26 protein-coding genes are annotated in these 25,120 nt (G+C 62.8%); 13 read left to right on the forward strand and 13 right to left on the reverse strand.

Features of this window, described 5'->3' with window-relative positions; genetic code table 11:
* Positions 1 to 27: 27 nt before the first annotated feature.
* The gene (locus AC0C6X_RS15340; RefSeq protein WP_173520537.1) at positions 28 to 792 is read right to left on the reverse strand and encodes a class I SAM-dependent methyltransferase; all 765 of its coding nucleotides are present in this window, start codon (positions 790 to 792) and stop codon (positions 28 to 30) included.
* An 81-nt stretch (positions 793 to 873) separates the two neighbouring features.
* Here AC0C6X_RS15340 and gloB point away from each other — a divergent pair, with 81 nt between their 5' ends.
* Positions 874 to 1,644, forward strand: a complete 771-nt coding sequence (gene gloB, locus AC0C6X_RS15345) for a hydroxyacylglutathione hydrolase (RefSeq protein ID WP_173520536.1) — start codon at positions 874 to 876, stop codon at positions 1,642 to 1,644.
* Entirely contained in the window at positions 1,644 to 2,081 is a 438-nt protein-coding gene (locus AC0C6X_RS15350) for a cupin domain-containing protein (protein WP_173520535.1), read from the forward strand. The genes gloB and AC0C6X_RS15350 overlap by 1 nt, the downstream gene beginning before the upstream one ends.
* 9 nt (positions 2,082 to 2,090) lie before the next feature.
* Here the strand turns inward: AC0C6X_RS15350 and yddG are convergent, their stop codons facing one another.
* The gene (yddG, locus tag AC0C6X_RS15355; protein WP_173520534.1) at positions 2,091 to 2,981 is read right to left on the reverse strand and encodes an aromatic amino acid exporter YddG; all 891 of its coding nucleotides are present in this window, start codon (positions 2,979 to 2,981) and stop codon (positions 2,091 to 2,093) included.
* A 96-nt stretch (positions 2,982 to 3,077) separates the two neighbouring features.
* A complete protein-coding gene (locus AC0C6X_RS15360; protein ID WP_247960701.1) occupies positions 3,078 to 3,854 on the reverse strand; it encodes a DUF3108 domain-containing protein in 777 nt (258 codons plus the stop codon).
* Between the two features lie 379 nt (positions 3,855 to 4,233).
* Here AC0C6X_RS15360 and rpmB point away from each other — a divergent pair, with 379 nt between their 5' ends.
* Positions 4,234 to 4,524 (forward strand): 50S ribosomal protein L28, encoded by a 291-nt coding sequence (rpmB, locus tag AC0C6X_RS15365; protein ID WP_034806568.1) that lies wholly within the window; start codon positions 4,234 to 4,236, stop codon positions 4,522 to 4,524.
* 152 nt (positions 4,525 to 4,676) lie between these two features.
* Positions 4,677 to 5,318, forward strand: a complete 642-nt coding sequence (locus tag AC0C6X_RS15370) for a queuosine precursor transporter (RefSeq protein WP_472953862.1) — start codon at positions 4,677 to 4,679, stop codon at positions 5,316 to 5,318.
* Positions 5,319 to 5,605: 287 nt separating this feature from the next.
* Here AC0C6X_RS15370 and AC0C6X_RS15375 read toward each other — a convergent pair whose 3' ends face one another.
* The 4 genes from AC0C6X_RS15375 to AC0C6X_RS15390 all read right to left on the reverse strand — a co-directional run bounded on the left by AC0C6X_RS15375 (position 5,606) and on the right by AC0C6X_RS15390 (position 10,619).
* On the reverse strand, positions 5,606 to 6,610 hold the full coding sequence (locus AC0C6X_RS15375; protein ID WP_472953864.1) for an esterase-like activity of phytase family protein: 1,005 nt from the start codon (positions 6,608 to 6,610) through the stop codon (positions 5,606 to 5,608).
* A 201-nt stretch (positions 6,611 to 6,811) separates the two neighbouring features.
* Positions 6,812 to 8,707, reverse strand: coding sequence for a cobaltochelatase subunit CobT (gene cobT / locus AC0C6X_RS15380; protein ID WP_472953867.1), 1,896 nt, complete (start codon positions 8,705 to 8,707; stop codon positions 6,812 to 6,814).
* Between the two features lie 206 nt (positions 8,708 to 8,913).
* Complete coding sequence (gene cobS / locus AC0C6X_RS15385) at positions 8,914 to 9,909, reverse strand: cobaltochelatase subunit CobS (protein ID WP_034806552.1); 996 nt, start codon at positions 9,907 to 9,909, stop codon at positions 8,914 to 8,916.
* A 74-nt stretch (positions 9,910 to 9,983) separates the two neighbouring features.
* Complete coding sequence (locus AC0C6X_RS15390) at positions 9,984 to 10,619, reverse strand: J domain-containing protein (RefSeq protein WP_247960696.1); 636 nt, start codon at positions 10,617 to 10,619, stop codon at positions 9,984 to 9,986.
* 149 nt (positions 10,620 to 10,768) lie between these two features.
* Here AC0C6X_RS15390 and AC0C6X_RS15395 point away from each other — a divergent pair, with 149 nt between their 5' ends.
* On the forward strand, positions 10,769 to 11,050 hold the full coding sequence (locus tag AC0C6X_RS15395; RefSeq protein WP_247960695.1) for a BolA family protein: 282 nt from the start codon (positions 10,769 to 10,771) through the stop codon (positions 11,048 to 11,050).
* 14 nt (positions 11,051 to 11,064) lie between these two features.
* Here the strand turns inward: AC0C6X_RS15395 and AC0C6X_RS15400 are convergent, their stop codons facing one another.
* From AC0C6X_RS15400 to AC0C6X_RS15410, 3 genes are read right to left on the reverse strand one after another with little or no spacing between them, the layout of a single operon-like run.
* Entirely contained in the window at positions 11,065 to 12,375 is a 1,311-nt protein-coding gene (locus AC0C6X_RS15400) for an HlyC/CorC family transporter (protein ID WP_247960694.1), read from the reverse strand.
* Positions 12,372 to 13,505, reverse strand: a complete 1,134-nt coding sequence (gene aroB / locus AC0C6X_RS15405) for a 3-dehydroquinate synthase (RefSeq protein ID WP_247960693.1) — start codon at positions 13,503 to 13,505, stop codon at positions 12,372 to 12,374. The genes AC0C6X_RS15400 and aroB overlap by 4 nt, the downstream gene beginning before the upstream one ends.
* A complete protein-coding gene (locus AC0C6X_RS15410; RefSeq protein WP_247960692.1) occupies positions 13,498 to 14,088 on the reverse strand; it encodes a shikimate kinase in 591 nt (196 codons plus the stop codon). The genes aroB and AC0C6X_RS15410 overlap by 8 nt, the downstream gene beginning before the upstream one ends.
* Before the next feature lie 235 nt (positions 14,089 to 14,323).
* On the opposite strand from AC0C6X_RS15410, the gene AC0C6X_RS15415 reads away from it, so the two are divergent.
* The 5 genes from AC0C6X_RS15415 to AC0C6X_RS15435 all read left to right on the forward strand — a co-directional run bounded on the left by AC0C6X_RS15415 (position 14,324) and on the right by AC0C6X_RS15435 (position 18,417).
* On the forward strand, positions 14,324 to 14,473 hold the full coding sequence (locus tag AC0C6X_RS15415; RefSeq protein WP_173520524.1) for a hypothetical protein: 150 nt from the start codon (positions 14,324 to 14,326) through the stop codon (positions 14,471 to 14,473).
* Positions 14,470 to 15,426 carry a site-specific tyrosine recombinase XerD gene (gene xerD / locus AC0C6X_RS15420; RefSeq protein ID WP_247960691.1) on the forward strand — a complete coding sequence of 319 codons (957 nt, stop codon included), beginning with the start codon at positions 14,470 to 14,472 and terminating at the stop codon, positions 15,424 to 15,426. Before AC0C6X_RS15415 ends, xerD begins: the two co-directional genes overlap by 4 nt.
* A gap of 63 nt (positions 15,427 to 15,489) precedes the next feature.
* Entirely contained in the window at positions 15,490 to 16,443 is a 954-nt protein-coding gene (locus AC0C6X_RS15425) for an acetyl-CoA carboxylase carboxyltransferase subunit alpha (RefSeq protein WP_173520522.1), read from the forward strand.
* Between the two features lie 301 nt (positions 16,444 to 16,744).
* Positions 16,745 to 18,181 carry a L,D-transpeptidase family protein gene (locus AC0C6X_RS15430; protein WP_247960690.1) on the forward strand — a complete coding sequence of 479 codons (1,437 nt, stop codon included), beginning with the start codon at positions 16,745 to 16,747 and terminating at the stop codon, positions 18,179 to 18,181.
* Positions 18,181 to 18,417 carry a sulfurtransferase TusA family protein gene (locus tag AC0C6X_RS15435; protein WP_247960689.1) on the forward strand — a complete coding sequence of 79 codons (237 nt, stop codon included), beginning with the start codon at positions 18,181 to 18,183 and terminating at the stop codon, positions 18,415 to 18,417. Before AC0C6X_RS15430 ends, AC0C6X_RS15435 begins: the two co-directional genes overlap by 1 nt.
* Before the next feature lie 27 nt (positions 18,418 to 18,444).
* Here the strand turns inward: AC0C6X_RS15435 and AC0C6X_RS15440 are convergent, their stop codons facing one another.
* Positions 18,445 to 19,617: a CobW family GTP-binding protein gene (locus tag AC0C6X_RS15440; protein ID WP_247960688.1), complete on the reverse strand. Its 1,173-nt coding sequence runs from the start codon at positions 19,615 to 19,617 to the stop codon at positions 18,445 to 18,447.
* A gap of 12 nt (positions 19,618 to 19,629) precedes the next feature.
* On the reverse strand, positions 19,630 to 20,700 hold the full coding sequence (locus AC0C6X_RS15445; RefSeq protein WP_247960765.1) for a D-alanyl-D-alanine carboxypeptidase family protein: 1,071 nt from the start codon (positions 20,698 to 20,700) through the stop codon (positions 19,630 to 19,632).
* Between the two features lie 202 nt (positions 20,701 to 20,902).
* On the opposite strand from AC0C6X_RS15445, the gene AC0C6X_RS15450 reads away from it, so the two are divergent.
* Complete coding sequence (locus tag AC0C6X_RS15450) at positions 20,903 to 22,066, forward strand: M20 aminoacylase family protein (protein WP_173520518.1); 1,164 nt, start codon at positions 20,903 to 20,905, stop codon at positions 22,064 to 22,066.
* A 19-nt stretch (positions 22,067 to 22,085) separates the two neighbouring features.
* A complete protein-coding gene (locus AC0C6X_RS15455; protein ID WP_173520517.1) occupies positions 22,086 to 22,550 on the forward strand; it encodes an Lrp/AsnC ligand binding domain-containing protein in 465 nt (154 codons plus the stop codon).
* Between the two features lie 264 nt (positions 22,551 to 22,814).
* On the opposite strand, the gene AC0C6X_RS15460 is transcribed toward AC0C6X_RS15455, so the two are convergent.
* Complete coding sequence (locus AC0C6X_RS15460; RefSeq protein ID WP_247960687.1) at positions 22,815 to 23,861, reverse strand: NAD(P)-dependent alcohol dehydrogenase; 1,047 nt, start codon at positions 23,859 to 23,861, stop codon at positions 22,815 to 22,817.
* A gap of 217 nt (positions 23,862 to 24,078) precedes the next feature.
* Here AC0C6X_RS15460 and AC0C6X_RS15465 point away from each other — a divergent pair, with 217 nt between their 5' ends.
* Entirely contained in the window at positions 24,079 to 25,017 is a 939-nt protein-coding gene (locus tag AC0C6X_RS15465) for an AraC family transcriptional regulator (RefSeq protein WP_247960686.1), read from the forward strand.
* The last annotated feature ends 103 nt before the right edge of the window (positions 25,018 to 25,120 follow it).

The following is a 25,120-nucleotide window of genomic DNA, read 5'->3' on the forward strand; positions in this document are numbered from 1 at the left end:
GAGGGTCTGCCGCGGTTCCCACGCAGGTTAGCGGGTGGGGTACGGCCGAGCGCGCGTGCTCGGTACGCCCTGCGGCGCCAGAACAGGCACGAAGACCCGGCGCGATGCACGTGCGGCGACCGGCAATCCCTGGTAAAGCCGCTTCTGCGCCTCGACCACGATGACACCGGAGAAGACCGGCCAGAGCGAGCGGCCGAGCCGCTCGAAGCCCCGGCGCAGCCGCAGGATCGCCCTGAGCTTCGACGGTGGGAAGAACAACGCATCCGCCGTGGCACCGGGCGTGAAGTTGGTCTCGCGCAGCAGCGCCGTCAATTGCCCGCGCGAATAGGGGCGGCCGGAGCCGAAGGGCGTGTGTTCCATGCGCGCCCAGACGCCGCGCCGGTTCGGCACGACGATGACCAGGCGGCCGCCTGGCGCGAGCACCCGCCAGATCTCCTTCATCGTCTCTCGCGGGCTTTCGGCGAATTCCAGCGAATGCACCATCAGCACCCGGTCGATCGAGGCGTCGGGCAGCGGCAATTCCTCATCGAACACCAGCGCCGTCGAGGAATGCTCGGCAACCGGCCAGTTCACCGCCCCCTGCCCCGCCGGCATGAAGGCGAAGGTGCGCTCGGTATCCTTGCGGAACCGCTCGAGATAGGGAACGGCATAGCCGAGGCCGACCAGCCGCTCGTCCGGCAGGCGCGCCCAGACGGACGAAAGCGCCATGGTGACGGACTGCTCCGCCATCCGGCCGAGCTCGGAGTGATAGAATTCGCGCAGGTCGACGATATCGGTGTGCATTCGCAACATGTTAGCTGCGAAGCGGTAGACTTCAAGGCAAGCCTCGCTACATTCGGCAGCATTCCCTCTCTCCTGACCGGAGGACGTGCCATGGCCGCGCTCGAACTCGACCTCTTCCTCTGCCGCACCGACAATTTCGGTGTGCTCGTCCATGATCCCGAAAGCGGCATGACCGCCTCGATCGACGCGCCGGAAGAGCAACCCATCCTGGATGCGCTGGAGCGGCGCGGCTGGAAGCTCACGCATATCCTGACGACACATCACCACGGCGACCACGTCGCGGCCAATGATGCGCTGAAGAAGCGCTTCGGCGTCACGATCATCGGTCCGCTCAATGAAGCCTCGAAAATCCCGGGTCTCGACAAGGCGGTGCGCCATGGCGAGCATTTCGATTTTGCTGGCCGTTCCGTCGAGGTGATCGAGACGCCCGGCCACACGGCCGGTCATATCTGCTTCCATTTCACCGAGGATAAACTGCTCTTTGCCGCCGACACGCTGTTTGCGCTCGGCTGCGGACGCCTTTTCGAGGGAACGCCGGAGACCATGTGGCAGTCTCTCAGCCGGCTCGCCGCATTGCCAGACGACACGATGGTCTACTTCGGCCACGAATACACGCTTTCCAATGCCCACTTCGCGGTCACGATCGACCCAGAAAATTCCGAGCTCAAGGCACGCGCCGCCGAGATCGAGGAAACGCGCTGTGATGGCGGCTTTACGGCGCCGACGACGATTGGCCTTGAGAAACGCACGAACCCGTTCCTGCGTGCCGCTGATCCCGGCATCCGCGCCCATCTCGGCATGCAGAACGCCAGCGATGCCGCAGTCTTCGCCGAAATCCGCAGGCGGAAGGATAATTTCTAGTGGCTGGGGCGCAATCGGCGGCGGAGATCATCAAGGCGCTCGGTCTGGTGCGTCACCCGGAGGGCGGCTGGTACATCGAGACTTTCCGCGACACCGCAGGTGGCCCACGCGGTCACTCGACGGCGATCTATTATCTGCTGGAACGTGGCGAACGCTCGCACTGGCATCGCGTCCGCGACGCGGTCGAGATCTGGCACTATCACGCCGGTGCGCCACTCGAACTGAGCATCGCCGAGGATGGAAAGCCTGTCGAGACGCTGCGGCTCGGGTCCGACATCCTGAACGGTGAGCGCCCGCAGGGCGTGGTCCCCGCCGATTGGTGGCAGTCCGCTGCTTCGCTGGGGGACTGGACGCTGGTCGGCTGCACGGTCGCGCCGGCATTCGATTTCGCCGCCTTCGAAATGGCGGCTCCCGATTGGCAGCCGCCGAAACGATAACGGTCCCGATTACTCCGCCGGCTGCGCCACCATGGCACGCTTGCGGAAGATCATATCCTTCGCCGCAAGCACCGCGCCGCCGGTGACGAACAGGCAGGCGAGCCCAATGCGCCAGGACGGCTCGGCAAAGCCGAACAGGATCAGGATCAGCGTCGAGAGTACCGGCGCTGCATAACTCGAGACACCGAGAAGCTGGATGTTGCCGTTCTTCACACCGAAGTCCCAGGCGTAAAAGGCAGCACCGACCGGCAGCAACCCGAGTCCGGCAACCGCCAGCCACTCGAAAGTGGTCGCCGGCCAGACGGTCGTTTCAAGCGCCAGGTGGCAGACGAAGGACAGGATCGAGGTCGCAAGACAAAAAACAGTGACAACGTCCGTCGAGACTGCCTCGAAGCGGCGGGTGATGAGCGAATAGCCGGACCAGGTGAAGGCGCAGAGGAAGGCGGCGCCGTAGCCCATGAGATAGGCGTCGTCGAAGGCAACGCCATTGCGCGCGACGATCAGGATCGTTCCCACGAGGCCGGCGAGTGCGCCGGCGAGATGATACCAGCGCAAACGTTCCCCCGGCAGCAGCGCCGAGCCGACGACGATCAGCAGCGGCCAGAGATAGGCGATCAGCCCCGCCTCCACCGCCGGCGCGTTGCGCAGTGCCGTAAAATAGAGAAAGTGATAGCCGAACAGGCCGGCAATGCCGGTGATCCAGACCTTGGCCGGCTGCTTGAGCAGCGCCATGCGCTCCGGCCTCATCGCCAGCACCACCAGGCCCGGCAGACTGCCGATCAGGAAGCAGATCGCCGAAAGCTGGAATGGCGGCATCTTGCCGGATGCTGCCGTGAACAGCGCGAGCAGCGACCACATCAGAATGGCGGAAAAGCCGATCAGCGTTGCCTTGAATTTCATAGTCGTCCCCTCGCACGGCTTCTCTCACGGAAACCTGCGCCGATAAAATCACGGTGTTTCGTGGTGTTTAACCTTTTAGTTGCATAGGGCCGCGCGTCAACCACCAAATCGCGTCGCCGCGACCGTGACAGGCCCAAGCTTGGTGGGGATGCGAACATAGACGGGAGCATAGACATTTACGGCTTGCGCCTTGGCGAACCAGATCTCCATCGTCTGCAGACGACGCAGGTACTCGACATCCTCGCGGCCCTTCTTGTAGCCGGCCTTCGGGACAAAGCGGATGCCGCAGACGATCACCTCGCCTTCAAAACCCTTCGTCTTGAAAGGCTTGGTCCCCTTCGGCGAAAGCTTGATGTCGAGCCGCGACTCGCCGTCGAAGATCGGCAGCGTGTTCGGGCAGACACGCGCGTCGGCGGGAATGATGAGACCGGAAAGCGGATCGAGCACGTTGCGCATGTCGCGCGAGGTGACGGGCACCCAGTTCTTCGGCAAGGGCGTGCGCTTCGGCGTCATGCTCGCATGCACGACATTACCGTTGCGATAGGTGACGCTGATCGCCCGGCCCTTCGAGCCGCTGCGATAGGACATCGAATATTGCGACGCCCGCAGGTGATCCTTGTCGACAACGCCCGAAACCTGGGTCTGGCCCGAAGTCCGGCTGAGGATATCGAGCAGCCCCGCGGACTTCAGCGTTCCCGATATCGTGTAGCGATTCTTCTGAAGTTCGGTATGGAAGGAGGCGCGCGCAACCGGCAAACCAGCGAGCGAGATGCTGTAATCCGTCAGATGTTCGACATCGGCGGCCGACGATGCTGTGGAAAACGAGACCGCGGACAGCAGCGCCGCCACGCAAAAGCCATTTCGCAACTTCATGCCCTGAAAAATCCATTACTTGAATTTCGCCGCAATACCCTGAAATGCAGGCTCTTTACGGCTTTTCTACGCCCAGCTCGCTGCAGCCGGTCGTGGGGCCGGCCTCGCGGCAGCCACACGTCCTCATGACAGAAGTAGCGCATAGCAAAACCGCTTGGAATGGGTCCTGCAAGGCATTATTCCAACACGAGCCAGGCCTCAAATCCGAGGAACGGTTGGGAAAAACCGCCGGTTTTCCGAGAATGCAAGAGGTTTGGCTTGACGGGCGGGCCGTCTCTGACTATAGAACCGCGACTTTCCAATAATGGCCTAGGAACGCGGCCTGGGCTCTGGGCCCGCTACCGCATTGTCCGGCGGCGATAAAGAGAATAGGTGTACCATGTCCCGTAGTTGCGAATTGACCGGCAAGGGCGTCCAGTCGGGCAACAATGTAAGCCACGCCAACAACAAGACCAAGCGCCGGTTCCTGCCGAACCTGTGCAACGTCACGCTGATTTCCGATGCTCTCGGCCAGCGCTACCGTCTGCGCGTTTCCGCTGCAGCTCTCCGCTCGGTCGAACACCGTGGCGGCCTCGACGCCTTCCTGCTGAAGTCGGACGAGAACGAGCTGAGCATGCGTGCTCGCCTGCTGCGCCGCCAGATCGTCAAGAAGGTTGCTGAAGCCGCCTGATCGGCGCCAGCGCACTGTCTTTGACACGCGTTTAAAAAGGCTTGCGGGTTCATCCGGCAAGCCTTTTTCTCGTGCGCGTCTTTTGCCTCATCGGCCGGATACCTTGCCCGGCTTCCGCTCCTCTAGCTGGTGGCATCTCCCAGGATAAAAAAATGCTGATCAACCGTACGTTCTTCATTTATGTCGCGCTGATGACCCTCGTGGTCGTCGCCTCGAATATTCTCGTTCAGTTTCCGCTGCCGGGCTCGATTGCCGGCATGCAGCTCGGCGATCTCCTCACCTGGGGCGCTTTCAGCTATCCCTTCGCTTTCCTGGTGACGGACCTCACGAACCGGCAGTTCGGGCCGCGCCTCGCGCGCCGCGTGGTGGTCGCCGGCTTCATCGTCGCCATCCTGCTCTCCTTCGTCGCCGCCACGCCGCGGATCGCCATTGCCTCGGGCTCTGCCTTCCTGTTCGGTCAGCTTCTCGACATCTCGGTGTTCAACCGCCTGCGCCGCCAGAGCTGGTGGCATGCGCCGCTGGCCGGCTCGCTGATCGGCTCGGCGCTCGACACCGCGATGTTCTTCTCCTTCGCCTTTGCGCCATTCTTCGTGTTCTTCGGCCCGAACGACAGCTTCGCGCTGGAGACCGCGCCCCTGCTCGGCATGCTCGCAGCCGAGGCACCGCGCTGGATTTCCTGGGCGATCGGCGATCTGAGCGTCAAGATCCTTTGCGGTCTTGTCATGCTGCTGCCCTACGGCGCACTGATGAGCGTCATCAAGCCGATGCCGGTGGCCGAAAGGGCCGCCGCCTAGAGCGCCGTGCGTTCAGATGAACGCACTAAGGTCGCTCTAGCACTTTGTTTCTAGAGCATCTTTCCGCTTTCAAGTGATTCCACTTGAAAGTGGGATGCTCTAGAGCAATTCCAGGAAAAGCGTGAAACGGTATTCCGTCCGGAATTGCGTAATTTCAAAAGGTTAGATCCGACAATAAGACTCGAGCCGCCGACGCCGGTTGCATGGCCCGATGTCAGCGGCCTTTTCCATTTCCGCGGCCAGCTATTGCGCAACGGCAACCCGCTCCGCACTCTTCTGGAATTGCTTTATTGCGTCAGAGGCGACGTGAGGCGGAACTCGAGCATCAGGTTGCGCTCGAGTATCGAATGGTTGTCGTCCGAAACGACGATTACCCGGACCTCGCCGTCCGGTCGGGCGACGACGTCGAGCCCTTCCATATTGTCGATCTGGTAGCGCATGTCGGCTTCGAAGATGACCTCGCCATCGACCACGGCGCCGGGCTTGATCGTATCCCCGGCGATACGACGGATCTGCATTCCGAGACCCGAACCGAAAGAGAAGCGCCGCTCCAGGAGCAACAGGTCGCCGTTCGGCAGGAACGCCCCATCCGTCACCGCATAGGGATCCTTGCGCACGACGCTAAACGCGCCACGCTTTGGCCCGTCGAGGATGCCCGCCAGCAGATTGTCCGCCTTGTCGACGCTGCGCTCGGCAACAGCGATCGTCGCACCGGCCAGAGGGCTGTTCTTTGGCGCGACCGCGATCGTTTCGATGCCGCCATTGTTGCGCAGCTCCTTGATCGGAAACGGCAACGCCAGGCTGCCGATCGGCGTCGAAGCCGCGAAACCCGGGTCCGGGTAGATGTCGATGCGGTGCCCCTGCTCGTAGCTGACGACCACCTGGCCCGACCGGAGCGCCAATCCTTCGGAATCCACCTTCCACTTCGCCAGGCCGACGTCACCGTTTCGATCGGCCATCGGCGTGGCGATGAGATCCATGAGACCGGAAAGCCGGCCGTCCACATCGCGGGTCACGGCGCCTTCGAGCCAATGGCCGGTGTCCATGATCGCGATGAACGAGGTACCATCAGGTCGAAAACGGATCGCCGAGACGGCGCCGAACAGGGAATTCGGCGATGTCATTTCCAACCCGCCGACGAACTCCAGAGCACCGAACCGGGTGTCGCTCGATCCAACCGCAAAACTCTTGATCTGGTGGCTGCGGATCGGCAAAGTTTCGCTGTTCGAGGCGGCCCATGCCGAGCCGGTCGACGCCAGAAGCAGGAGGGCTAGAAGTCCGCGGCAAAGCATGGGGAGAGTACCTTCAGGGGGAAAGCATCGGGAATGAAACGGAGCACGACCACGAGGGGCGCCCACCACGGCGCACTGAGATCATCGCAGCAGCTTGGTAGACCGTAAAACTTTGTCCGTAAATTGACTTCGGCTGAGAGCCGTAACGTGCAGCGGCCGAGTGGCGTTCGGAAGCGGCAAAGCCACCTCCGAACGACAGGATTATCCCGTGCGGCGATGACGCGACGAGCCGCGGCGCTGGCTTTCGTCCTCGAAGAGTGCGGCCAGTTGCTCGGTCATGGCGCCGGCGAGTTCGTCGGCGTCGACGATCGTCACGGCGCGGCGATAGTAGCGCGTCACGTCGTGGCCGATGCCGATCGCCAGCAGTCCTACCGGCGAGCGGGTTTCGATCTGCTCGATCACCGCGCGCAGGTGCCGCTCCAGATAGTTTCCGGGGTTGACCGAAAGCGTCGAGTCGTCGACCGGCGCACCGTCGGAGATCATCATCAGGATGCGGCGCTGTTCGCGGCGCGCCATCAACCGCTCATGCGCCCACATCAGCGCCTCGCCGTCGATGTTCTCCTTGAGCAGGCCCTCGCGCATCATCAGGCCGAGGTTGCGGCGCGCGCGGCGCCAGGGCGCATCGGCGGACTTGTAGATGATGTGGCGCAGGTCATTCAGCCGGCCCGGCGACTGCGGCTTGCCACCGGCGAGCCACTTCTCGCGCGATTGCCCGCCCTTCCACGCCTTGGTGGTAAAGCCGAGGATCTCGACCTTCACGCCGCAACGCTCAAGCGTGCGCGCCAGAATGTCGGCGCAGGTCGCAGCAACGGTGATCGGGCGGCCGCGCATCGAGCCGGAATTGTCGATCAGCAGCGTCACCACCGTGTCGCGGAAGTTGGTATCCTTCTCGCGCTTGAACGAGAGCGGCTGCATCGGGTCGATGACGATGCGCTGCAAGCGCGCCGTGTCGAGGTAGCCCTCTTCGAGGTCGAACTCCCAGGAGCGGTTCTGCTGCGCCATCAGCCGGCGTTGCAGCCGGTTGGCGAGGCGCCCGACTGCGCCCTGGAGATGAGAGAGCTGCTTGTCGAGGAAGGCGCGCAAGCGATCTAGCTCGGCTTCGTCGCAAAGCTCTTCCGAGGCAATGGTCTCATCGAATTCGCGGGTGAAGACGGCGTAGTCGACCTTCTCGTTGAAGTCGGCAAAGGGCTGGTTCGGGCGCTTGACCTCGCCCGGCGTCTCGCTGTCCTCGTCGCCTTCGTCCTGGAGATCGTCGTCGGAGATCTCCGCGCCGTCCATCTCGCCTTCTTCCATCTGCTCTTCGGCAGCCTGGTTTTCATCGGCGGGGGCAGCGTCGTCGCCGGCTTCCTCGTCGCTGGCGTTCTCGTCCTGCTCCTGGCTGCGCGGCTGGTCTTCGTCGGTCTCGCTTTCCTGTTCGTCCGGTTCGACGTCGTCGTCACCGTATTTCTCGGCGACCTCCATCGAGGTCAGCATGTCGCGGACGACCCGGGCGAAAGCCTGCTGGTCGTTGATCGTCGACGACAGGTTCTTGATGTCGCCGGCAGCCTTGCCCTCGATGAACTCGCGCCAGAGGTCGAGCACCTTGCCGGCAGACGCAGGCGGCTTCTCGCCGGTCAGCTTTTCGCGCACCAGAAGCGCCACGGCTTCACCGAGCGGCGCGTCGGCCTGCCGCTCGATCGCCGCGAAATTCGCCTTGGCGTATTTCTCCTCGAGCATGACGTTGAGGTTCTTGGCGACACCCGCCATGCGCAACGCACCGATCGCCTCGACGCGAGCCTGTTCCACCGCGTCGAAGATCGCGCGGGCATCCGCCCCCTGCGGCGACATCGTCGCGTGGATGCGCGCATCGTGACAGGCCTTGCGCAGCGCCATGCTGTCACCGAGACCGCGGGTCACGGAAAGCTCCTGAAGCGTCGGGCGCTTGGAAAGTTCCGGCAGGCGAATGCGCTCGCCGGTCATGCCCGGCCGCTCGTTGGCGAAAGCGACCTCCACCTCGGCATCGCCCGCGATCGATCGGATGCAGCCGGAAAGCGCCCGCTTGAACGGTTCCGCAGCGTTCTCGCGCGTGGTTGGCTTTGCCTTCGAGTTCGAGCTCACGACAGTTCCTTCTTCAGCCAGCGGCGATGATGCCCCGCTGATGCATGGTTCCTTTGATCGTTGCCAATCAAAGGACACAACATGCAGCAATTCAAACTGCTACCGCGATCTTTGCGCGTCTGACAAGACGCGCGGCGCTGTAGGGCATCATCGCGTTTGCCACAGCGTCACAGTCCGCCCTCCCCGAGGGGAAGGCAGACCAAGGATCAGGCAGTGGCTTCGAGCACGATGTTGGCAGCGCTTTCCTTCAGCTCGATGCCGAAGGCGCGCTGATAGTGCTCGGCGACCAGCGCCCGTTCCAACTCGTCGCACTTGTTGAGGAAGGTTACGCGGAAGGCAAAGGCGATGTCGCCGAAGATATGGGCGTTCTCGGCCCAGGTGATGACCGTACGCGGGCTCATGACGGTCGAAAGATCGCCGTTGATGAAGGCAGCGCGCGTGAGGTCGGCAACGCGGACCATCTTCGACACGGTTTCACGGCCCTTGTCGGCGGTGAAGCCCTTCACCTTGGCAGCGACGATGTCGACTTCCTTGTCATGCGGCAGGTAGTTCAGCGTCGTCACGATCGACCAGCGGTCCATCTGCGCCTGGTTGATCTGCTGCGTGCCGTGGTAGAGACCGGTCGTGTCGCCGAGACCGACCGTGTTGGCGGTCGCGAACAGGCGGAAGGCCGGGTGCGGGCGGATGACGCGGCTCTGGTCGAGCAGCGTCAGGCGGCCGGAAGATTCCAGAACGCGCTGAATGACGAACATCACGTCCGGGCGGCCGGCATCGTATTCGTCGAAGACCAGCGCGACATTGTGCTGGTAGGCCCAGGGCAGGATGCCGTCCTTGAATTCGGTGACCTGCAGACCGTCCTTGACGACGATCGCGTCCTTGCCGACGAGGTCGATACGGCTGACATGGCTGTCGAGGTTGACGCGCACGCACGGCCAGTTGAGGCGGGCGGCGACCTGCTCGATATGGGTGGACTTGCCGGTACCGTGATAGCCCGACACCATCACGCGTCGGTTGTGGGCGAAGCCTGCGAGAATGGCGAGCGTCGTTTCGCGGTCGAAGAGGTAGTCCGGATCGAGGTCCGGCACATAAGCGTCGCCCTTCGAATAGGCAGGAACGCGCAAATCCGTATCAATGCCGAAAACCTCCCGGACCGAGATCGTCGTGTCGGGGAGGTTGGAAATATCGAGGTCAATCTTGCTCATCATGTCTCCAGAGCGGCCACCGGAAGGCACCCGCGCATTCGCCTGCAAAAGTGCTTCTGTAATAATCCGCGTTGTTAGCAGAAACCAGCCTGTTTTAACAATTGGTAGGCTTGAATAACGGCGCGAAAACGCTCTTCCGATCCTCTATCTCCGCCATTGGCATCGGGGTGATGCTTCTTGACGAGATCCTTGTAGGCGGCCTTGATATCCGCGGCGGTCGCCGACGCACCGAGACCGAGCGTTTCGAAGGCTTTCGCCTCGAGCGTCTTTAACTTGCGCTGGCGCGGCTCCGGGCGACCGGAACGCGCCCGCGCCTCGCTGACGAAGCCGAAGGGATCGCGCATGCGCGCCTGGGCGCCGGCGGTGCCGGATCGCATCTGCGATTGAGCCGGACCGTTCCTGGCGTTCTTGTTGACACCGACGGTCCAGGTCGGCCGGTGACCGGTCACCGCTTCCTTCTGGTAGCGCGCAACCTCGCTGTCGGACAGGCCGGAGAAGTAATTGTACCCCTTGTTGTACTCCTTCACATGTTCGAAGCAGAACATGAAGTATTGCCCCTCGGCATTGCGGCCGACGGGCGCCCGATGCACGCCTTTCTGATCACAGCCGTCCCACTGGCAGACGGGCGCAGCCGGCTCGGCCCGCGGCTCGACCTTGCGCCGGGTGCGGATACGATCGAAGTATTTTGAATCGAGTCTCATGGCGCTCATTATGGGGTTTGGCAGGGGCCACAACAAGAATTGACAAAGCAGAATGTTGCTGGCTTTGTGCGGGCATTTTGCGCCGCCAGGCCTGCGACTGCCAGGTTCGACAGACCCGCGAGGGGGGCGCCAAACAATCAAGGAAATGGGACGGAAGAATGTCACTCACCGACACGATCGAAAAGAAGCTGATCGAGGCCTTCCACCCCGAGAGACTGGCGGTCATCAACGAGAGCCACATGCATGCCGGCCATCAGCCCGGTTTCGATGGCGGCGGCGAAACCCACCTGCGCGTGCGTATCGTTTCGAGCGCCTTTACCGGCATGAGCCGCGTCGCCCGCCACCGCGCGATCAACGACCTTCTGAAGCCGGAACTCGATGCCGGCCTGCACGCCCTTGCGGTCGAGCCGGCGGCACCCGGCGAAACGACCCGCTGGTAGCGATCCGCTATCATTCAGCCCGTCGGAGCGGCACCGTCTTCCGCCGGTCGGATGCGCAGCTTGGTGATCCGGTTTCTCACGCGCTTCATCACGATGAAGCGCTTGCCGTGGAAGGTGAAGGCCTGGCGCTCTTCCGGAATGCTCTTGGACTCGTGGATCACCAGGCCGGCAACCGTGGTCGCCTCCTCATCCGGCAAGGACCAGTCGAGCGCACGGTTGAGATCGCGGATCGGCACTGATCCGTCGACGACGATCGAGCCATCGGCCTCCTGCCTGACGCCCTGGATATCGAGGTCGTGCTCATCGGCAATGTCGCCTACGATCTCCTCCAGAATGTCTTCCAGCGTCACCAGGCCCTGAACCTGGCCATACTCATCGACGACGATCGCCAGGTGCAGCTTGCGACGCAGGAAGGCGTTGAGCTGGTCCTTGAGATTGGTCGTGTCGGGCACGAACCAGGGCTTCTGCGCGATCCTGACGATATCGAGGTTTTCCGGCTCGACATTGGGCTCGGCAAGCGCCCGCAGAAGGTCCTTCGAATGCACGACGCCGATGATGTTGTCGGTAGAGCCGCGCCAGAGCGGCAGCCGCGTGAACGGACTTTCGAGGATGTCGCGAACGCAGGTCTCAGGCGATTCGTCGGCGTTGATCGCCCGCATGTTGGTGCGGTGGATCATGATGTCGGAGACTTCGAGTTCGCCGAGGTCGAGCACCCCGCCCAGCCGGTCGCGGTCGGCCTTGATCACCGAGCCCTCCCGGTGCAGGAAGTCCACCGCACCGCGCAGTTCTTCATGCGCCGAAAGCATCGACATATCAGCGGCGAGGTTGACGCCGAAGAGGTGGAGGATGCGCCGGACGATCCCGTTGACGAGGCTGGAAACGGGCCCGACGATCACGACGAAGGGGCGAACCAAGGGCGCGACGGCCAGCGCGAAGCGATCAGGAGAGGCAATCGCCCAGCTCTTCGGCAGCACTTCCGAGAAGATGACGAGCAGCACGGTCATGGCAAGCGTCGCGAGTGCCACGCCGGAATCGCCGAAAAGACCGATCAACAGGCTCGTCGTCAGCGACGAAGCCAGAATGTTGACGAGATTGTTGCCGATCAGCAGGGTGCCAATCAATCGGTCCCGGCGTTCGATCAGGCGGTTGACGATGCCGGCGCGCTCCTCGCCATTGTTCTCCAGCGTATGCATGCGCGAGCGCGAAGCGGCCGTCAGCGCCGTCTCCGAGCCGGAGAAGAACGCCGAGAGCACGAGCAGGCAGAAGACCGAGAGGATCGACAGCCAGTATTCCGCCAGAAAAGCTATAAAGGCTTCGCCGCTCATTGCGGATGCTTTTCCCTCAGGAAGCTCAGGACCTCCGATGCCGGAACGTCATCGGCGACAAAGGATTGTCCGATGCCGCGCGTCAGGATGAAGGTGAGCTTGCCGCCCTTGACCTTCTTGTCCTGGGCGATCGCGTCCATCAGCCGCTCGGCCGGCGGTAGCGTACCGGGGATTTCCGACATGCGGGTCGGCAGACCCACGGTTTTCAGATGTGCCTCCACGCGCGTCGCGTCGTCGGGGCTCGCAAGGTTCATGCGCGCCGAGAACTGATGCGCCAGCACCATGCCGATCGAAACGCCCTCGCCGTGCACGAGCCGCGCGCTGTCATATTCGGTCGCCGCCTCAAGCGCATGGCCGAAGGTGTGGCCGAGATTGAGCAGCGCTCGCAAGCCGTTCTCGCGCTCGTCCGCGGCAACAACGTCTGCCTTGGCCTGGCAGCTCACCGCGATCGCCTCGATACGCGCCGCGCCGCCGGCAAAGACCGCCTGCCAGTTCTTCTCCAGCCAGGCGAAGAAGTCCGGCTTGTCGATCAGCCCGTACTTCGCGACCTCGGCATAGCCGGCGCGAAACTCGCGCGGGCTCAGCGTGTCGAGCACGTCCGTATCGGCAAGCACCAGGTCCGGCTGATGGAAGACACCGATCAGATTCTTGCCGTGCGGAGAATTGATGCCGGTCTTGCCGCCGACGGAGGAATCGACCTGTGCCAGGAGCGAAGTCGGGATCTGAACGAAGCGCGAACCGCGGCGCACGATGCCGGCGGCAAAGCCGGTAAGATCGCCGATGACGCCGCCGCCGAGCGCGATCACCGCATCATTGCGCTCGATCCGGGCGCCGAGCACGGTTTCGCAAACCGGGATCAAGTGCTCGAAACTCTTGGTCTTCTCGCCGGCGGGCAGCACGAGCGACACCGCATCGATGTCACGCCCCTTCAAGCTCGCCATCAGCGGCTCGAGATAGCGAGGCGCGACGTTCTCGTCGGTGATCACGGCCATCTTCCGCCCCTTGAGGCGGGCTGCGATCTGCTCGCCAGCGGCCGCAATCAGCCCGGGGCCGATCAGGATATCATAGGAACGATCGCCGAGGTCGACACGGACCTGGCGTTCGGCAGCGGGCATCGCATGGCTATTCATGACTTTTCTTGTCCTGGTGTTCGATGACGGCAGCGAGAACGTCTTCCACCATCGTCTCTTTCTTCACATCGCGCGACAACACGATCAGGTCGGCTTCGGCGTAGATCGGGTAGCGCGCGTTCATCAGGTTTTCGAGCGTCTGCTTCGGATTTTCCGTCTTCAGGAGCGGCCGGGTATCGCGCTTGTTGACCCGTTCCCAGAGCACCTCGAGTTCGGCGTTGAGCCAGACCGTCAGGCCGCCCTTCTTGATCTGTCGGCGCGAGCGCTCGTTGATATAGGCGCCGCCGCCGGTCGAGACGACGCGCGGTCCAGTCCTGAGCAGGCGCTTCAACACCCGCGTTTCCAGCGCACGGAACTCCTCTTCGCCATAGCGGGCGAAGAGATCGCTGATCGTCATGCGCGAGACGCGTTCGATCTCGTGGTCGGAATCGACGAAGGGAATGCCGAGTGCCTGGGCGGTCAACCGTCCGATTGCCGACTTGCCGGCACCCATCAGGCCGATGAACACGAGATTGCGTTTACCGAGTGCAAGCTTCGCCCGCTCGGCAAGCGTTGCGGAAACCGGTTCGATCAGGTCGTTCATTGGACTTCTTATTCCCCATTCCCTTTCGGTATCGACAAATCGGGGTGTAGCGTCAAGTCGTCGCGCGCGTCCGCTCACGGTTCTTGAACTCGGCCGAAGCGGCGTTCATATAGGTCTGGCACCCGCCACGGCGCCGCGTGTTCCTTCGGACGCGTGAACCGCACTGGCCGTTTGAACGCCTGCATGGGTATCCTTGCGTTCGCTGCATCGAAGGGCACATGCAGAGGAGATTGAAATGCCGACCCTATTCCGGTTCCTGTTCTTCTGTGCCGTTATCGCCGGAATAGTCTACGGCACGATGGTCTCCCTCGTCACCTTCGTCGAGCCGGTGGAGCGGGACGTGACCGTGAAAATACCGTCCGAGCGGGTGAACAAGCCCCAATGAGCGACCTTTCCGCAGCCCATGTCGAGGCCTTCCTCGAAATGATGAGCGCCGAGCGAGGCGCTGCGGTCAACACGCTGCAATCCTATGAGCGCGACCTGGAGGACGCCTCCTCGCACCTGCGCACGCTCGGAACCGGGCTGACAGGGGCGACACCGGACGATCTTCGTACCTATCTCGCCCATCTCTCGAGCCAGGGCTTCAAGCCCTCGTCGCAGGCACGACGTCTCTCGGCGCTCCGGCAATTCTACAAGTTCCTATACGCCGAAGGTATGCGCGGCGACGATCCGACCGGAATTCTCGACGCCCCGAAGAAGGGGCGCAGTCTGCCGAAGACGCTGAGCGTCGACGACGTCTCGCGGCTGATTGGCCAAGCGGAGACGGAAGCCGCGACAGGCGGGACCGAGCGTCTTGCCCGGTTGCGCATGCATGCGCTGATCGAACTGCTCTACGCCACCGGCATGCGTGTCAGCGAACTGGTCTCGCTGCCGGCAAGCGTGCTGGCGCAGAACGGCCGCTTCCTGGTCATCCGCGGCAAGGGCAACAAGGAGCGGCTCGTACCGCTTTCGCAGGCCGCGATCCGGGCAATGCGGGCCTATGGAGAGGCGCTCGCCGAGGAGATGGCCAAGGAAGACCCGGGCAGTCGCGAAAGTCCGTGGCTCTTCCCGTCTTCCGGCAAGCAGGGCTTCCTGCCGCGCCAAGTCTTTGCGCGCGATCTGAAATCGCTTGCCGCACGTGCCGGCATAAGGGTCGCCACGATTTCCCCGCACGTGCTCCGGCATGCCTTCGCCAGCCACCTGCTTGCCAATGGCGCGGACCTTCGCGCCGTGCAGGAACTGCTCGGACATTCGGACATTTCAACGACACAAATCTATACGCATGTGCTGGAAGAACGGCTGCACAACCTCGTGCAAAACCATCACCCTCTTGCCAAACAGGCGAAAAAACAGGATTAGGACCGCCGGGAAGCTGGTTTCGGCCCGCATATCCTTGTCGCAAAATGATCGGAAACGCATCTCATGCACAACTATCTCGATTTCGAAAAACCCATCTCGGACCTCGAAGGCAAGATTCTCGAATTGAAGAAGCTCGCCGGCGAAGACGAGAGCGTGAACACTTCGGATGAGATCGAACGGCTGGAGACGCGCGTCCGCGACGCGATGGTCGAGATCTATTCCAAGCTGACGCCGTGGCAGAAGACCCAGGTCGCCCGTCACCCTCAGCGCCCGCACTTCCTGGATTATGCCGCCGAGCTCTTCACCGAGTTCACGCCGCTTGCCGGCGACCGCAACTTCGCCAACGACGACGCCATCCAGGCCGGCCTTGCACGCTTTCGCGGCATGCCGGTGGCCGTTCTCGGCCAGGAGAAGGGCAACGACACGAAGTCACGCATCAAGCACAACTTCGGCAGCCCCCGTCCTGAAGGCTATCGCAAGGCGATCCGCGTCATGGAAATGGCCGATCGCTTCTCCCTGCCGCTGATCACGCTGGTCGACACCGCAGGCGCCTATCCGGGCGTCGGCGCCGAGGAACGCGGCCAGGCGGAAGCCATCGCCCGCTCCACCGAGATGTGCCTCAACGTTCGCGTGCCGATCGTCACCGTCGTCATCGGCGAAGGCGGCTCCGGCGGCGCCATCGCGATCGCCACCGGCAACCGCGTCTACATGCTGGAGCATGCGATCTACAGCGTCATCTCGCCGGAAGGCGCTGCCTCGATCCTCTGGCGCGATTCGACCCGCGCCAAGGAAGCTGCCAGCAACATGAAGATCACCTCCGAAGACCTGAAGGCACTCGGCGTCATCGACGGCATCATTCCGGAGCCGGTCGGCGGCGCCCACCGCGACCCGAACGCGGTCATCAGCCGCACCGGAACCGTGATCGCCGACGCGCTGAAGGAGCTTTCCGGACGCAACGGCGACCAATTGCGCACGGATCGCCGACAGAAATACCTCAATATCGGCCGCAATCTCTAAGCTGGAGCCGGATGCGGGCGGAAATCCCACGCGCCCCCATCCCATCTCGCCCCGATGGTTCGCGATTGCGGGAGCGGATTTCGCAACCGCAAAGCGGAGTGTGGCCAAATCTTGGCCATATTCATGAGGTCATGAACAGCGCATCGGCAGGGGCACCCTGCAGGGTTAAGAATTCGTGAAGTATAATCGCTTAGTGATTCTCTGAAGGGCCCCTCCCTCGCGGACTTGGGCTCTCCTGCGTAATTCCTTAAATCGGCATCGATTTAAGTAGTCGAGTTTGGGTTTGAACGGGCCTCTGCTGATGCGTTTCAGAAACCTTGTAGCCTCCGCCGCCATTGTCGCCGCGCTTGCCGGCTGCACCAATGAAACGCTGGACACGACGACATCGGTCGACCTCAAGTCCGTGAAGAACAAGACCGAGTACCAGGTTTCCGGACCCCTGGTCCAAAAGATGACCGAACTCGGGATGCAGAAGCAGGCCCCGATCGCGCTGCGCATCTTCAAGGAGGAAGGCACGCTCGAGGTCTGGAAGGCCAATACCGCCAACCGCTTCCAGCTTCTGAAGAGCTACAAGATCTGCGCCTGGTCCGGCAAACTGGGGCCAAAGGTGAAGGAAGGCGATCGTCAGGCGCCGGAAGGCTTCTACCCGCTCTTCCCGCATCAGCTGAACCCCAATTCGAAGTACTATCTGGCGATCAACACCGGCTATCCCAACGCCTACGACAAGGCGAACGGCCGTCAGGGCACGCATCTGATGATCCACGGCGCCTGCTCGTCGGCGGGGTGCTACTCGATGACCGACGAACAGATTATCGAGATCTTCGCGCTCGCCCGGGATTCCTTCAAGGGCGGCCAGGAAAGCGTTCAGCTCCAGGCCTTCCCCTTCCGCATGACGGCGGAAAACATGGCGCGCCATCGCAATAATCCGAATATCGACTTCTGGAAAATGCTGAAGGTCGGTTACGACCAGTTCGAAATCACCAAGCGCCCGCCGGAAATCAACGTCTGCGAAAGGAAGTACGTCTTCAACCAGCAAGCCACCGGCCCGTTCAACCCGAGCGGCCAGTGCCCGGCCATGTCGACCCCGCCGGCGCTGCAAGTGGCGATGGCGAGCTTCGAGAAGAGCTATCAGAGCGACTACGACAAGGCCCTCAAGAAGTATGACGGCATGGTCTGGTACGAGCCGAGCGAAGCCGAGCGCAAGGCGATCGTCGCCAAGCAGCGCGTCGGCCGCGAACTCGCCTATGCGCCGACCGGTAATTCCCTCGATGCCGGCAAGCTGATGAAGGCGAGCGATCTCGAGAAGAAACTCGCCGAACAGAAGGAAGCGGAAGAGACGAAGCAGGCCGTCGAGATCCAGAAGAAGGAACTCGAAAAAGCGACCGACGGCGGAAAGCACGTGCCGGTTCCGGCCGCCAACCCCATTCCGCAGCCGGTGATGCAGGCGGCCGTCGAGCAGCCCAAGAAATCCTTCTGGAGCCTGTTCTCCAAGAGTGAGCCTGAGCTTCAGATGCCCGCTCCGGTCGTCATCACGCCGGAACAGCAGGCCGCCGTCTCGCCACAGGCTCAGGAGCCGGCAAAGGCCGAGAAGCAGGCGCGGGCCGCGGCGACCATCGCTGCGCCACAGCAGACCGCGGCCGTTGCCACGGCACCGGCCCCCGATACGGTGGCGCAAACGCCTGTCCTCACCGAAGAGCCGCCGAAGAAGCGCCCTTTCTGGAAGATCTGGGGCAATTGATGCCGAACGAAACCAAGATCGTCTACGACCTCAGGGGGCTTAAATGCCCCCTTCCCGTTTTGAAGACGCGCAAGCGCATGGCCGCGCTCGCCCCGGGCGCGCTTCTGGAGATCGAGACCACAGATCCTCTGGCGGTGATCGATATCCCGCACTTCTGCAAGGAGGACGGCCACAAGCTCGAAGAGGCGGCGTCCGCCGAAGGCGGCCACCGGTTCCTCATCCGCAAGGGCGGCTGAGAGGCCGCGTCCGTCCAGCTCCGTTGGCTAGAACCGCATACCGGGAACGGCGAGCGGATTGTCGGAGAGCGCCTGGGCGTCCGGCCGGTCGATGCGCGGCTTTCCGGTAAAGGCGTCAAACAAGTCGCGCACGAAGTCTTCCGTCAGGCCCTTGGTGATCAGCACCATGCGCGTGCGCCGGTCGTTTGGGTCCGGCCACGCGGCCAGCCGTTCCGGCGCGTGGAAGACGTTCTGCACGCCGTGCAGCACCAGCGGCCGGTTCGGCCTGTCGGCAACAGCAACGATCGCCTTCATCCTCAGCAACTTCTCACCATGTGCCGAACGCAGCAGGTCGATGAACATGTCGAGCGCCATCGGCTCGATCGGCCGGTCATGCACGATGCTGAACGAACGGATGTCGCCGCCATGCCGGTTCACATCATGATGATGGTGGTGATGTTCGTGGTCATGATTGTGATCGTGGTCATGGTCATGATGGTGGTCGCCATGATCGTGGTGATCATGATGGTGGCCGTCATCGTGGTGAGCTTCATCCTGCAGCCAGCGGCCGACATCGGCAATCTTCGAGGACGGGTCATAGAGGCCACAGGCGAATAGAGCCGAGCGTCCCGCCTCGTCACTATCGCCGTCGATCAGCGGCGCGCGCGGATTGAACGCCCGGATCCGGACTGTCAGCGCGTCGCGCTCAGACGCGTCGGCGAGACCGGTCTTGCTGATGACGATGCGGTCAGCGACCGCGACCTGCTTCAGGGCTTCCTCGTGATTGGCGATCGTCTGCAAACCGTTGACGGCATCAACGACGGTGACGACACCGTCCAGGCGGAAATTCTGCGCGATGATTGGATTGCCGATCACCGATTGCAGCACCGGCGCCGGATCGGCAAGCCCGGTCGTTTCGATGACGACGCGCTTCAGCGGCTTGATCTTCCCGGTCTGCATCCGGTCCATGAGATCGGCGAGCGTGTCGACCAGTTCGCCGCGCACGGTGCAGCAGAGGCAGCCGTCGGAAAGCTCGATGACGCCGTCGCTCGACGCTTCCACCAGCAGGTGGTCGATCGAAACGTCGCCGAACTCGTTGATGATGACCGCCGTGTCGGAGAGATCGGGATCCTTCAGCAGCCGGTTGAGCAACGTCGTCTTGCCCGCACCGAGAAAGCCGGTGAGGATCGAGACCGGCACCGCCGGCATAGGACTAACCATCATGAACTCCGATCAGAAAGTCGGCCGCGGCACGGGGATCGGCACATTGGTGACATCGCCCTGGCCGACCGGATCGCCGGCAACCTTCGGTGCCTTTTCGCCGCCGCCGGCGATAAGGCCGGCGAAGGCGAGCTTCAGCGGCCGGTTGATTTCATGGATATAGGGCGAGAGCAGCTTCTGGCGGCCGGCCTCGTCGCGGCCTTCGCTGCGAACCTTGGCCGCTGCCTTCGAGCAGATCTGCTTGCTGACATCGGCCACCGTGTCGCGCGTCTCGCCATAGGGCGGGATTTGCACCAGCGATGGCTTGCCGTTGCCGCTCGTCGTCAGCGCCATCTGCATGAGCCGCGCGGATTCGTCGGCGCGCGCGCCGAGGCTGCTCTCCCCGAGCACGACCGAAACGACGCTGCGCCCGTCACGGGTGGCAGACGAGACCTGGTTGAAGCCGGACGCGCAGATGAAGCCGGTCTTCATGCCATCGGCCCCTTCGAAGCGGCCGATCAGCATGTTGTAGTTCGCATAGTCCTTCTTGCCGGTCGTGAAACCTTCCAGCGAGAAATAGGAGGCGTATTGCGGGAACTCGCGCTTGAGCGTGATCGCCAGCACGGCAAGGTCACGCGCCGTGGTGTACTGGCCGGGGCCGGGCAAACCGTTGGCGTTGATGAAGTTCGAAGAGGTCATGCCGATGCGGCGCGCTTCGGCATTCATCCGCTCGATGAAGGCGGGCTCCGAACCGCCGACCGTCTCGGCGATTGCCACGGCGACGTCGTTTGCGGATTTGACCAGCATCATCTTCAGCGCGCTGTCGAGCGTCATCGCCTGGCCGGGCTTGTAGAACATCTTGCTCGGCGGCTCGGACGCCGCGTTCTTGGTCATGACGACCGGACTTTCGAGCGTAAGCTGTCCCGTCTTGATCGCGCGGAAGGTCGTATAGGCCGTCATCAGCTTGGTCAGCGACGCCGGATACCATTTCTGGAAGATGTCCTGGTGCTCGTAGACCTTCAGCGAATTGACGTCGACGACGAGCCTCGGATTGGCCGCAGCCGGCAGCGCCGCAAGAAGCGTCGCGCAAGCCGCCGCCGTCACTCCCAGCGCCTTCATCTTGCCACGCGTGAAAAATCCTGCTGTCACCACGATAGAACCTCGAAATTCCGCTGTTGCCTCGTCTCGTCCGGCTATTTAGCCTATATGGCGAGGAGATGGCAAAGCCCATTCATGGGCAGCCCTGCCAATCCACCACAGAGACGCAGATACACTAAGTAATCGAACAGACCGACAGGACGAACCGATGCCGATACTCAACCGTGCCGCCGAGCTCCAGAACGAAGTCACCGAATGGCGGCGCCACCTGCACAGGAACCCGGAGCTCCTGTTTGCGGTCGAAAATACGGCATCCTTCGTCGAAAAGAAACTGAAGGAATTCGGCGTTGACGAAGTCGTGACGGGACTCGGCCGTACCGGCGTCGTCGGCCTGATCCGCGGCGGGCTCGGCGCGGGCCGCACCATCGGCCTTCGCGCCGACATGGATGCGCTGCCGATCACCGAGACGAGCGGCAAGGCCTGGGCATCGCAGGCTTCAGGCAAGATGCATGCCTGCGGCCATGACGGCCATACGGCCATGCTTCTCGGAGCGGCCAAATATCTCGCCGAGACCCGCAACTTCGCCGGCAATGTCGCCGTCATCTTCCAGCCCGCCGAAGAAGGCGGTGGCGGCGGCAACGAGATGGTCAAGGACGGCATGATGGAGCGCTTCGCGATCGAGGAAGTCTACGGCATGCACAACATGCCGGGCATGCCGATCGGTCATTTCGGCAGCCGTGTCGGGCCGATCATGGCTTCGACCGACGAGTTCACCATCACCATCAAGGGCCGCGGCGGCCATGCGGCCCAGCCGCACAAGACGATCGACCCGATCGTCGTCGGCACGCAGATCGTCACCGCACTGCAGACGATCGCGTCGCGCACCGTCGATCCGCTCGCCTCGGTCGTCGTCTCGGTCACCAAGTTCAATGCCGGCTTTGCCCACAACGTCATCCCGGAAGAGGCCGTGCTCGGCGGCACGGTACGCACGCTCGTGCCTGAGGTGCGCGATGTCGGCGAGAGCCGAATCCGCACGATCGCCGAGGGTGTCGCCGGCCTCTATGGCGCGACCGTCACCGTACAGTACGACCGCAACTATCCGGTGACCGTGAATCATGCGGAAGAGACCGGATATGCCTTGAAGGCCGCGGCCGAGATCGCCGGCGAGGGCAACGTCAAGCCTTCGCTCGACCCGATGATGGGCGGCGAGGATTTCTCCTACATGCTGCTCGCCCGCCCCGGCGCCTTCGTGTTCATGGGCAACGGCGAGACTGCCGGACTGCATCACCCCGCCTACGACTTCAATGACGAGGCGATCCCGCACGGCATCTCCTATTGGGTGAAGCTCGCAGAAACGCGACTTGGCGCCTGAGGCATCGGCGGGAGGCACCATGCATCAGATCGACAAGATTGACCGTAGAATTCTCAACATCCTCCAGGCCGATGGCCGCATCACCAATCTGGAGCTTGCCGATCGCATCGGCCTGTCGCCGACGGCGACCAGCGAGCGCCTGCGCCGGCTCTTGAAGGAGGGATACGTCTCGGGCTTCGGCGCAAGGCTCGACCCGCAAAAGCTTGGCTTCGGGCTGCTCGTCTTCATCGAGGTCATGCTCGACAAGACGACGCCCGATGTCTTCGACCAGTTCGCCGCCGCCATCAAACAGGCGCCGGCCGTGCTCGAATGCCACATGGTGGCGGGCGGCTTCGATTATCTCGTGAAGACGAGGTTTGAGGACATGGCTGCCTACCGCAACTTCCTCGGCCAGGTGCTCTGGACGCTGCCGGGCGTCAAGGAGACCCGCACCTATGCGGTGATGGAAGAGATCAAGAATGACGGGCCGCTGCCGTTGGTGTGAGCGGATTCACCGAGAGGCACCCCCCCTCTGCCCTGCCGGGCATCTCCCCCACAAGGGGGGAGATCAGATGGAGCACCGCTCTGCCCCGACCGCATTCAGCGGACCCATGAACCGCCACTCGGCTCAAGTGTGGAACCGGGCATCGCCCCGGGTCGATCTCCCCCCTTTTGGGGGAGATGCCCGGCAGGGCAGAGGGGGTATGATGCCCCACCCCCGTCCCGAATGGCACGGCACGCCTAGGAGATCCACCGCGCCATCGCCTTATTACTCTGCCAGCGATGCCATGTCGATCACGAAACGATAGCGCACGTCGCTCTTGATGACCCGCTCATAGGCTTCGTTGATCTGCTGGATGCGGATCGTTTCGATTTCCGAGACGATGCCGTGCTCGCCGCAGAAGTCGAGCATCTCCTGGGTTTCCTTGATCGAACCGATCATCGAGCCGGAAATGCTGCGGCGCGCCGGCACCAGCGAGAAGGCGTGCACCGGCACCGCGTTTTCCGGAATGCCGACCAGCACGAAGTCGCCGTCCACCTTCAGGAGGTTGACGTAGGCGTTCCAGTCGATCTCGGCAGCGACGGTGCAGATGATCAGATCGAAGGTGCCAGCCAGCGCCTTGAAGGTCTCGGGGTCGTTGGTGGCGTAGTAGTGGTCGGCGCCGAGCTTCAGCCCGTCTTCCTTCTTGGAAAGGGTTTGGCTAAGAACGGTCACATCCGCCCCCATCGCGTGCGCCAGCTTGACGCCCATATGGCCGAGGCCGCCCATGCCGACGATTGCGACCTTCTTGCCCGGGCCGGCCTTCCAGTGACGCAGCGGCGAGTAAAGCGTGATGCCGGCGCAGAGCAAGGGTGCTGCGGCATCGAGCGGCAGGTTCTCCGGGATCGACAACACATAGCCTTCCTTGACGACGATGCTGTCGGAATAGCCGCCCTGGGTCGGCGTCTTGCCGTCGGCTTCGACACCGTTATAGGTGACGATCAAACCCGGCATGTAATGTTCCAGATCCACGTCGCGCGTGGCGCAGGTGGTGCAGGAATCGACGAAGCAGCCGACGCCGGCGCGGTCACCGACTTTGAACTTGGTGACCTTGGAACCGACCGCCGTCACGATGCCGACGATCTCGTGGCCCGGAACCATCGGGAATACCGAATTGCCCCATTCGTTGCGGGCCTGGTGGATGTCGGAATGGCAGACGCCGCAATATTTGATCTCGATCACCACATCGTCGTCGCGCGGCTCGCGGCGCTCGAAGGTGAAGGGCGTAAGCGGCTTCGACGCATCCGTCGCCGCATATCCTCTTGCAATGGCCATCAGTCTATCCTTCATTTTGGGAGAGGGTGCAGGCCGGAGGGAGCCGGCCTGACGCACCGCTGAATATGGGCGCGCTGACGGCAAGGGCGTTAGAGCGATCCTGCAAAGTTTTTGCACGATCCTCCGAGTTTGCGATAAGGCCACTGGAGAAGTCGCACGACAGCCTTATCTGAGCAGCACCTCAGACAACGCTAAGCATCTGGAAAGGCCATAGATTATGACAGTCACGCGACAGACCACCCGCCACCAGATGATCGATGTCATTGCCCGGTTCGCCGAGCGAGACGGCGACCACATGACCGAGATTTCCGGGCTGACCCTTCATCGCCATGGCGGCGACGCTCCGGTCAATTGCTCTGCCTATCGGCCAAGCCTGGCCATCATCGTGCAAGGCGCGAAGCGCGTGGTGCTCGGCGAGGAGACATTGATCTACGGTGCCTCGGACTATCTGCTGACCTCGATCGACCTGCCGGTTCTCTCCCAGGTCTGCGAGGCCTCGGCGGAGGAGCCTTATCTCAGCATGGCCTTGACGCTCGATCCCGGCAAGATCCAGGCGCTGCTCGCATCCTTGCCGCAACTGCCGCAGCCCGCCGCCTCGGCCCGCGGCATGACGGTGAGCAAGATCACCGCCGATCTCGAAGACGCAGCGCTGCGACTGCTGCGCCTGCTTGAGCGACCGGAAGACAGACCGGCCCTGCTGCCGCTGATCGAGCAGGAAATCCTCTATCGCCTCCTGACCGGTCCGCACGGCCACCGCCTGCGGCAGATGGCGACGGCCGACAGCCAGCCGCATCAGGTGGGCCGCGCCGTGGCCTGGCTCAAGGAGCATTATTCGCGCCCGCTCAGGATCGACGACCTCGCCAACCGCGTTTCGATGAGCGTCTCGTCGCTGCACCACCACTTCAAGGCGATCACCGCCATGAGCCCACTGCAATACCAGAAGCAGCTCCGGCTGCAGGAAGCGCGGCGGTTGATGCTGGAGGAGCAGTTGGACGCGGGCGATGCCGGCCATCAGGTTGGCTATGAAAGCCAGTCCCAGTTCAGCCGCGAATATGCCCGCCATTTCGGCGAACCGCCGATGCGCGACATCGGCCGCGTGCGCCGGTCACTGCTCGAACGCCTGGGCGGCGAAGCGGAAATGCTGAGCGAAGGCTAAGGTCTCTCGATATCCTCTGGAGTATCGGGCGTCTCCGGTACCCCTTTGGCATATCAGCTCTGTTCGATATCCCCCGGGTATCAGGTCCGCCCGATATCCCCCG

The organism is Ensifer sp. VA4, assembly GCF_055710065.1.

Bases quoted from the DNA above. Each gene is read 5' to 3' on its own strand.
- AC0C6X_RS15410 (WP_247960692.1), bottom strand. From the start codon at position 14,088: ATGAACGACCTGATCGAACCGGTTTCCGCAACGCTTGCCGAGCGGGCG.
- aroB (WP_247960693.1), bottom strand. From the start codon at position 13,505: ATGAATAGCCATGCGATGCCCGCTGCCGAACGCCAGGTCCGTGTCGAC.
- cobS (WP_034806552.1), bottom strand. From the start codon at position 9,909: ATGAGCAAGATTGACCTCGATATTTCCAACCTCCCCGACACGACGATC.
- AC0C6X_RS15430 (WP_247960690.1), top strand. From the start codon at position 16,745: ATGCGTTTCAGAAACCTTGTAGCCTCCGCCGCCATTGTCGCCGCGCTT.
- AC0C6X_RS15360 (WP_247960701.1), bottom strand. From the start codon at position 3,854: ATGAAGTTGCGAAATGGCTTTTGCGTGGCGGCGCTGCTGTCCGCGGTC.
- AC0C6X_RS15465 (WP_247960686.1), top strand. From the start codon at position 24,079: ATGACAGTCACGCGACAGACCACCCGCCACCAGATGATCGATGTCATT.
- yddG (WP_173520534.1), bottom strand. From the start codon at position 2,981: ATGAAATTCAAGGCAACGCTGATCGGCTTTTCCGCCATTCTGATGTGG.
- AC0C6X_RS15390 (WP_247960696.1), bottom strand. From the start codon at position 10,619: ATGAGCGCCATGAGACTCGATTCAAAATACTTCGATCGTATCCGCACC.
- AC0C6X_RS15440 (WP_247960688.1), bottom strand. From the start codon at position 19,617: ATGGTTAGTCCTATGCCGGCGGTGCCGGTCTCGATCCTCACCGGCTTT.
- rpmB (WP_034806568.1), top strand. From the start codon at position 4,234: ATGTCCCGTAGTTGCGAATTGACCGGCAAGGGCGTCCAGTCGGGCAAC.
- gloB (WP_173520536.1), top strand. From the start codon at position 874: ATGGCCGCGCTCGAACTCGACCTCTTCCTCTGCCGCACCGACAATTTC.
- AC0C6X_RS15450 (WP_173520518.1), top strand. From the start codon at position 20,903: ATGCCGATACTCAACCGTGCCGCCGAGCTCCAGAACGAAGTCACCGAA.
- AC0C6X_RS15375 (WP_472953864.1), bottom strand. From the start codon at position 6,610: ATGCTTTGCCGCGGACTTCTAGCCCTCCTGCTTCTGGCGTCGACCGGC.
- xerD (WP_247960691.1), top strand. From the start codon at position 14,470: ATGAGCGACCTTTCCGCAGCCCATGTCGAGGCCTTCCTCGAAATGATG.
- AC0C6X_RS15460 (WP_247960687.1), bottom strand. From the start codon at position 23,861: ATGGCCATTGCAAGAGGATATGCGGCGACGGATGCGTCGAAGCCGCTT.
- AC0C6X_RS15435 (WP_247960689.1), top strand. From the start codon at position 18,181: ATGCCGAACGAAACCAAGATCGTCTACGACCTCAGGGGGCTTAAATGC.
- AC0C6X_RS15400 (WP_247960694.1), bottom strand. From the start codon at position 12,375: ATGAGCGGCGAAGCCTTTATAGCTTTTCTGGCGGAATACTGGCTGTCG.
- AC0C6X_RS15425 (WP_173520522.1), top strand. From the start codon at position 15,490: ATGCACAACTATCTCGATTTCGAAAAACCCATCTCGGACCTCGAAGGC.
- AC0C6X_RS15370 (WP_472953862.1), top strand. From the start codon at position 4,677: ATGCTGATCAACCGTACGTTCTTCATTTATGTCGCGCTGATGACCCTC.
- AC0C6X_RS15455 (WP_173520517.1), top strand. From the start codon at position 22,086: ATGCATCAGATCGACAAGATTGACCGTAGAATTCTCAACATCCTCCAG.
- AC0C6X_RS15415 (WP_173520524.1), top strand. From the start codon at position 14,324: ATGCCGACCCTATTCCGGTTCCTGTTCTTCTGTGCCGTTATCGCCGGA.
- AC0C6X_RS15395 (WP_247960695.1), top strand. From the start codon at position 10,769: ATGTCACTCACCGACACGATCGAAAAGAAGCTGATCGAGGCCTTCCAC.
- AC0C6X_RS15340 (WP_173520537.1), bottom strand. From the start codon at position 792: ATGTTGCGAATGCACACCGATATCGTCGACCTGCGCGAATTCTATCAC.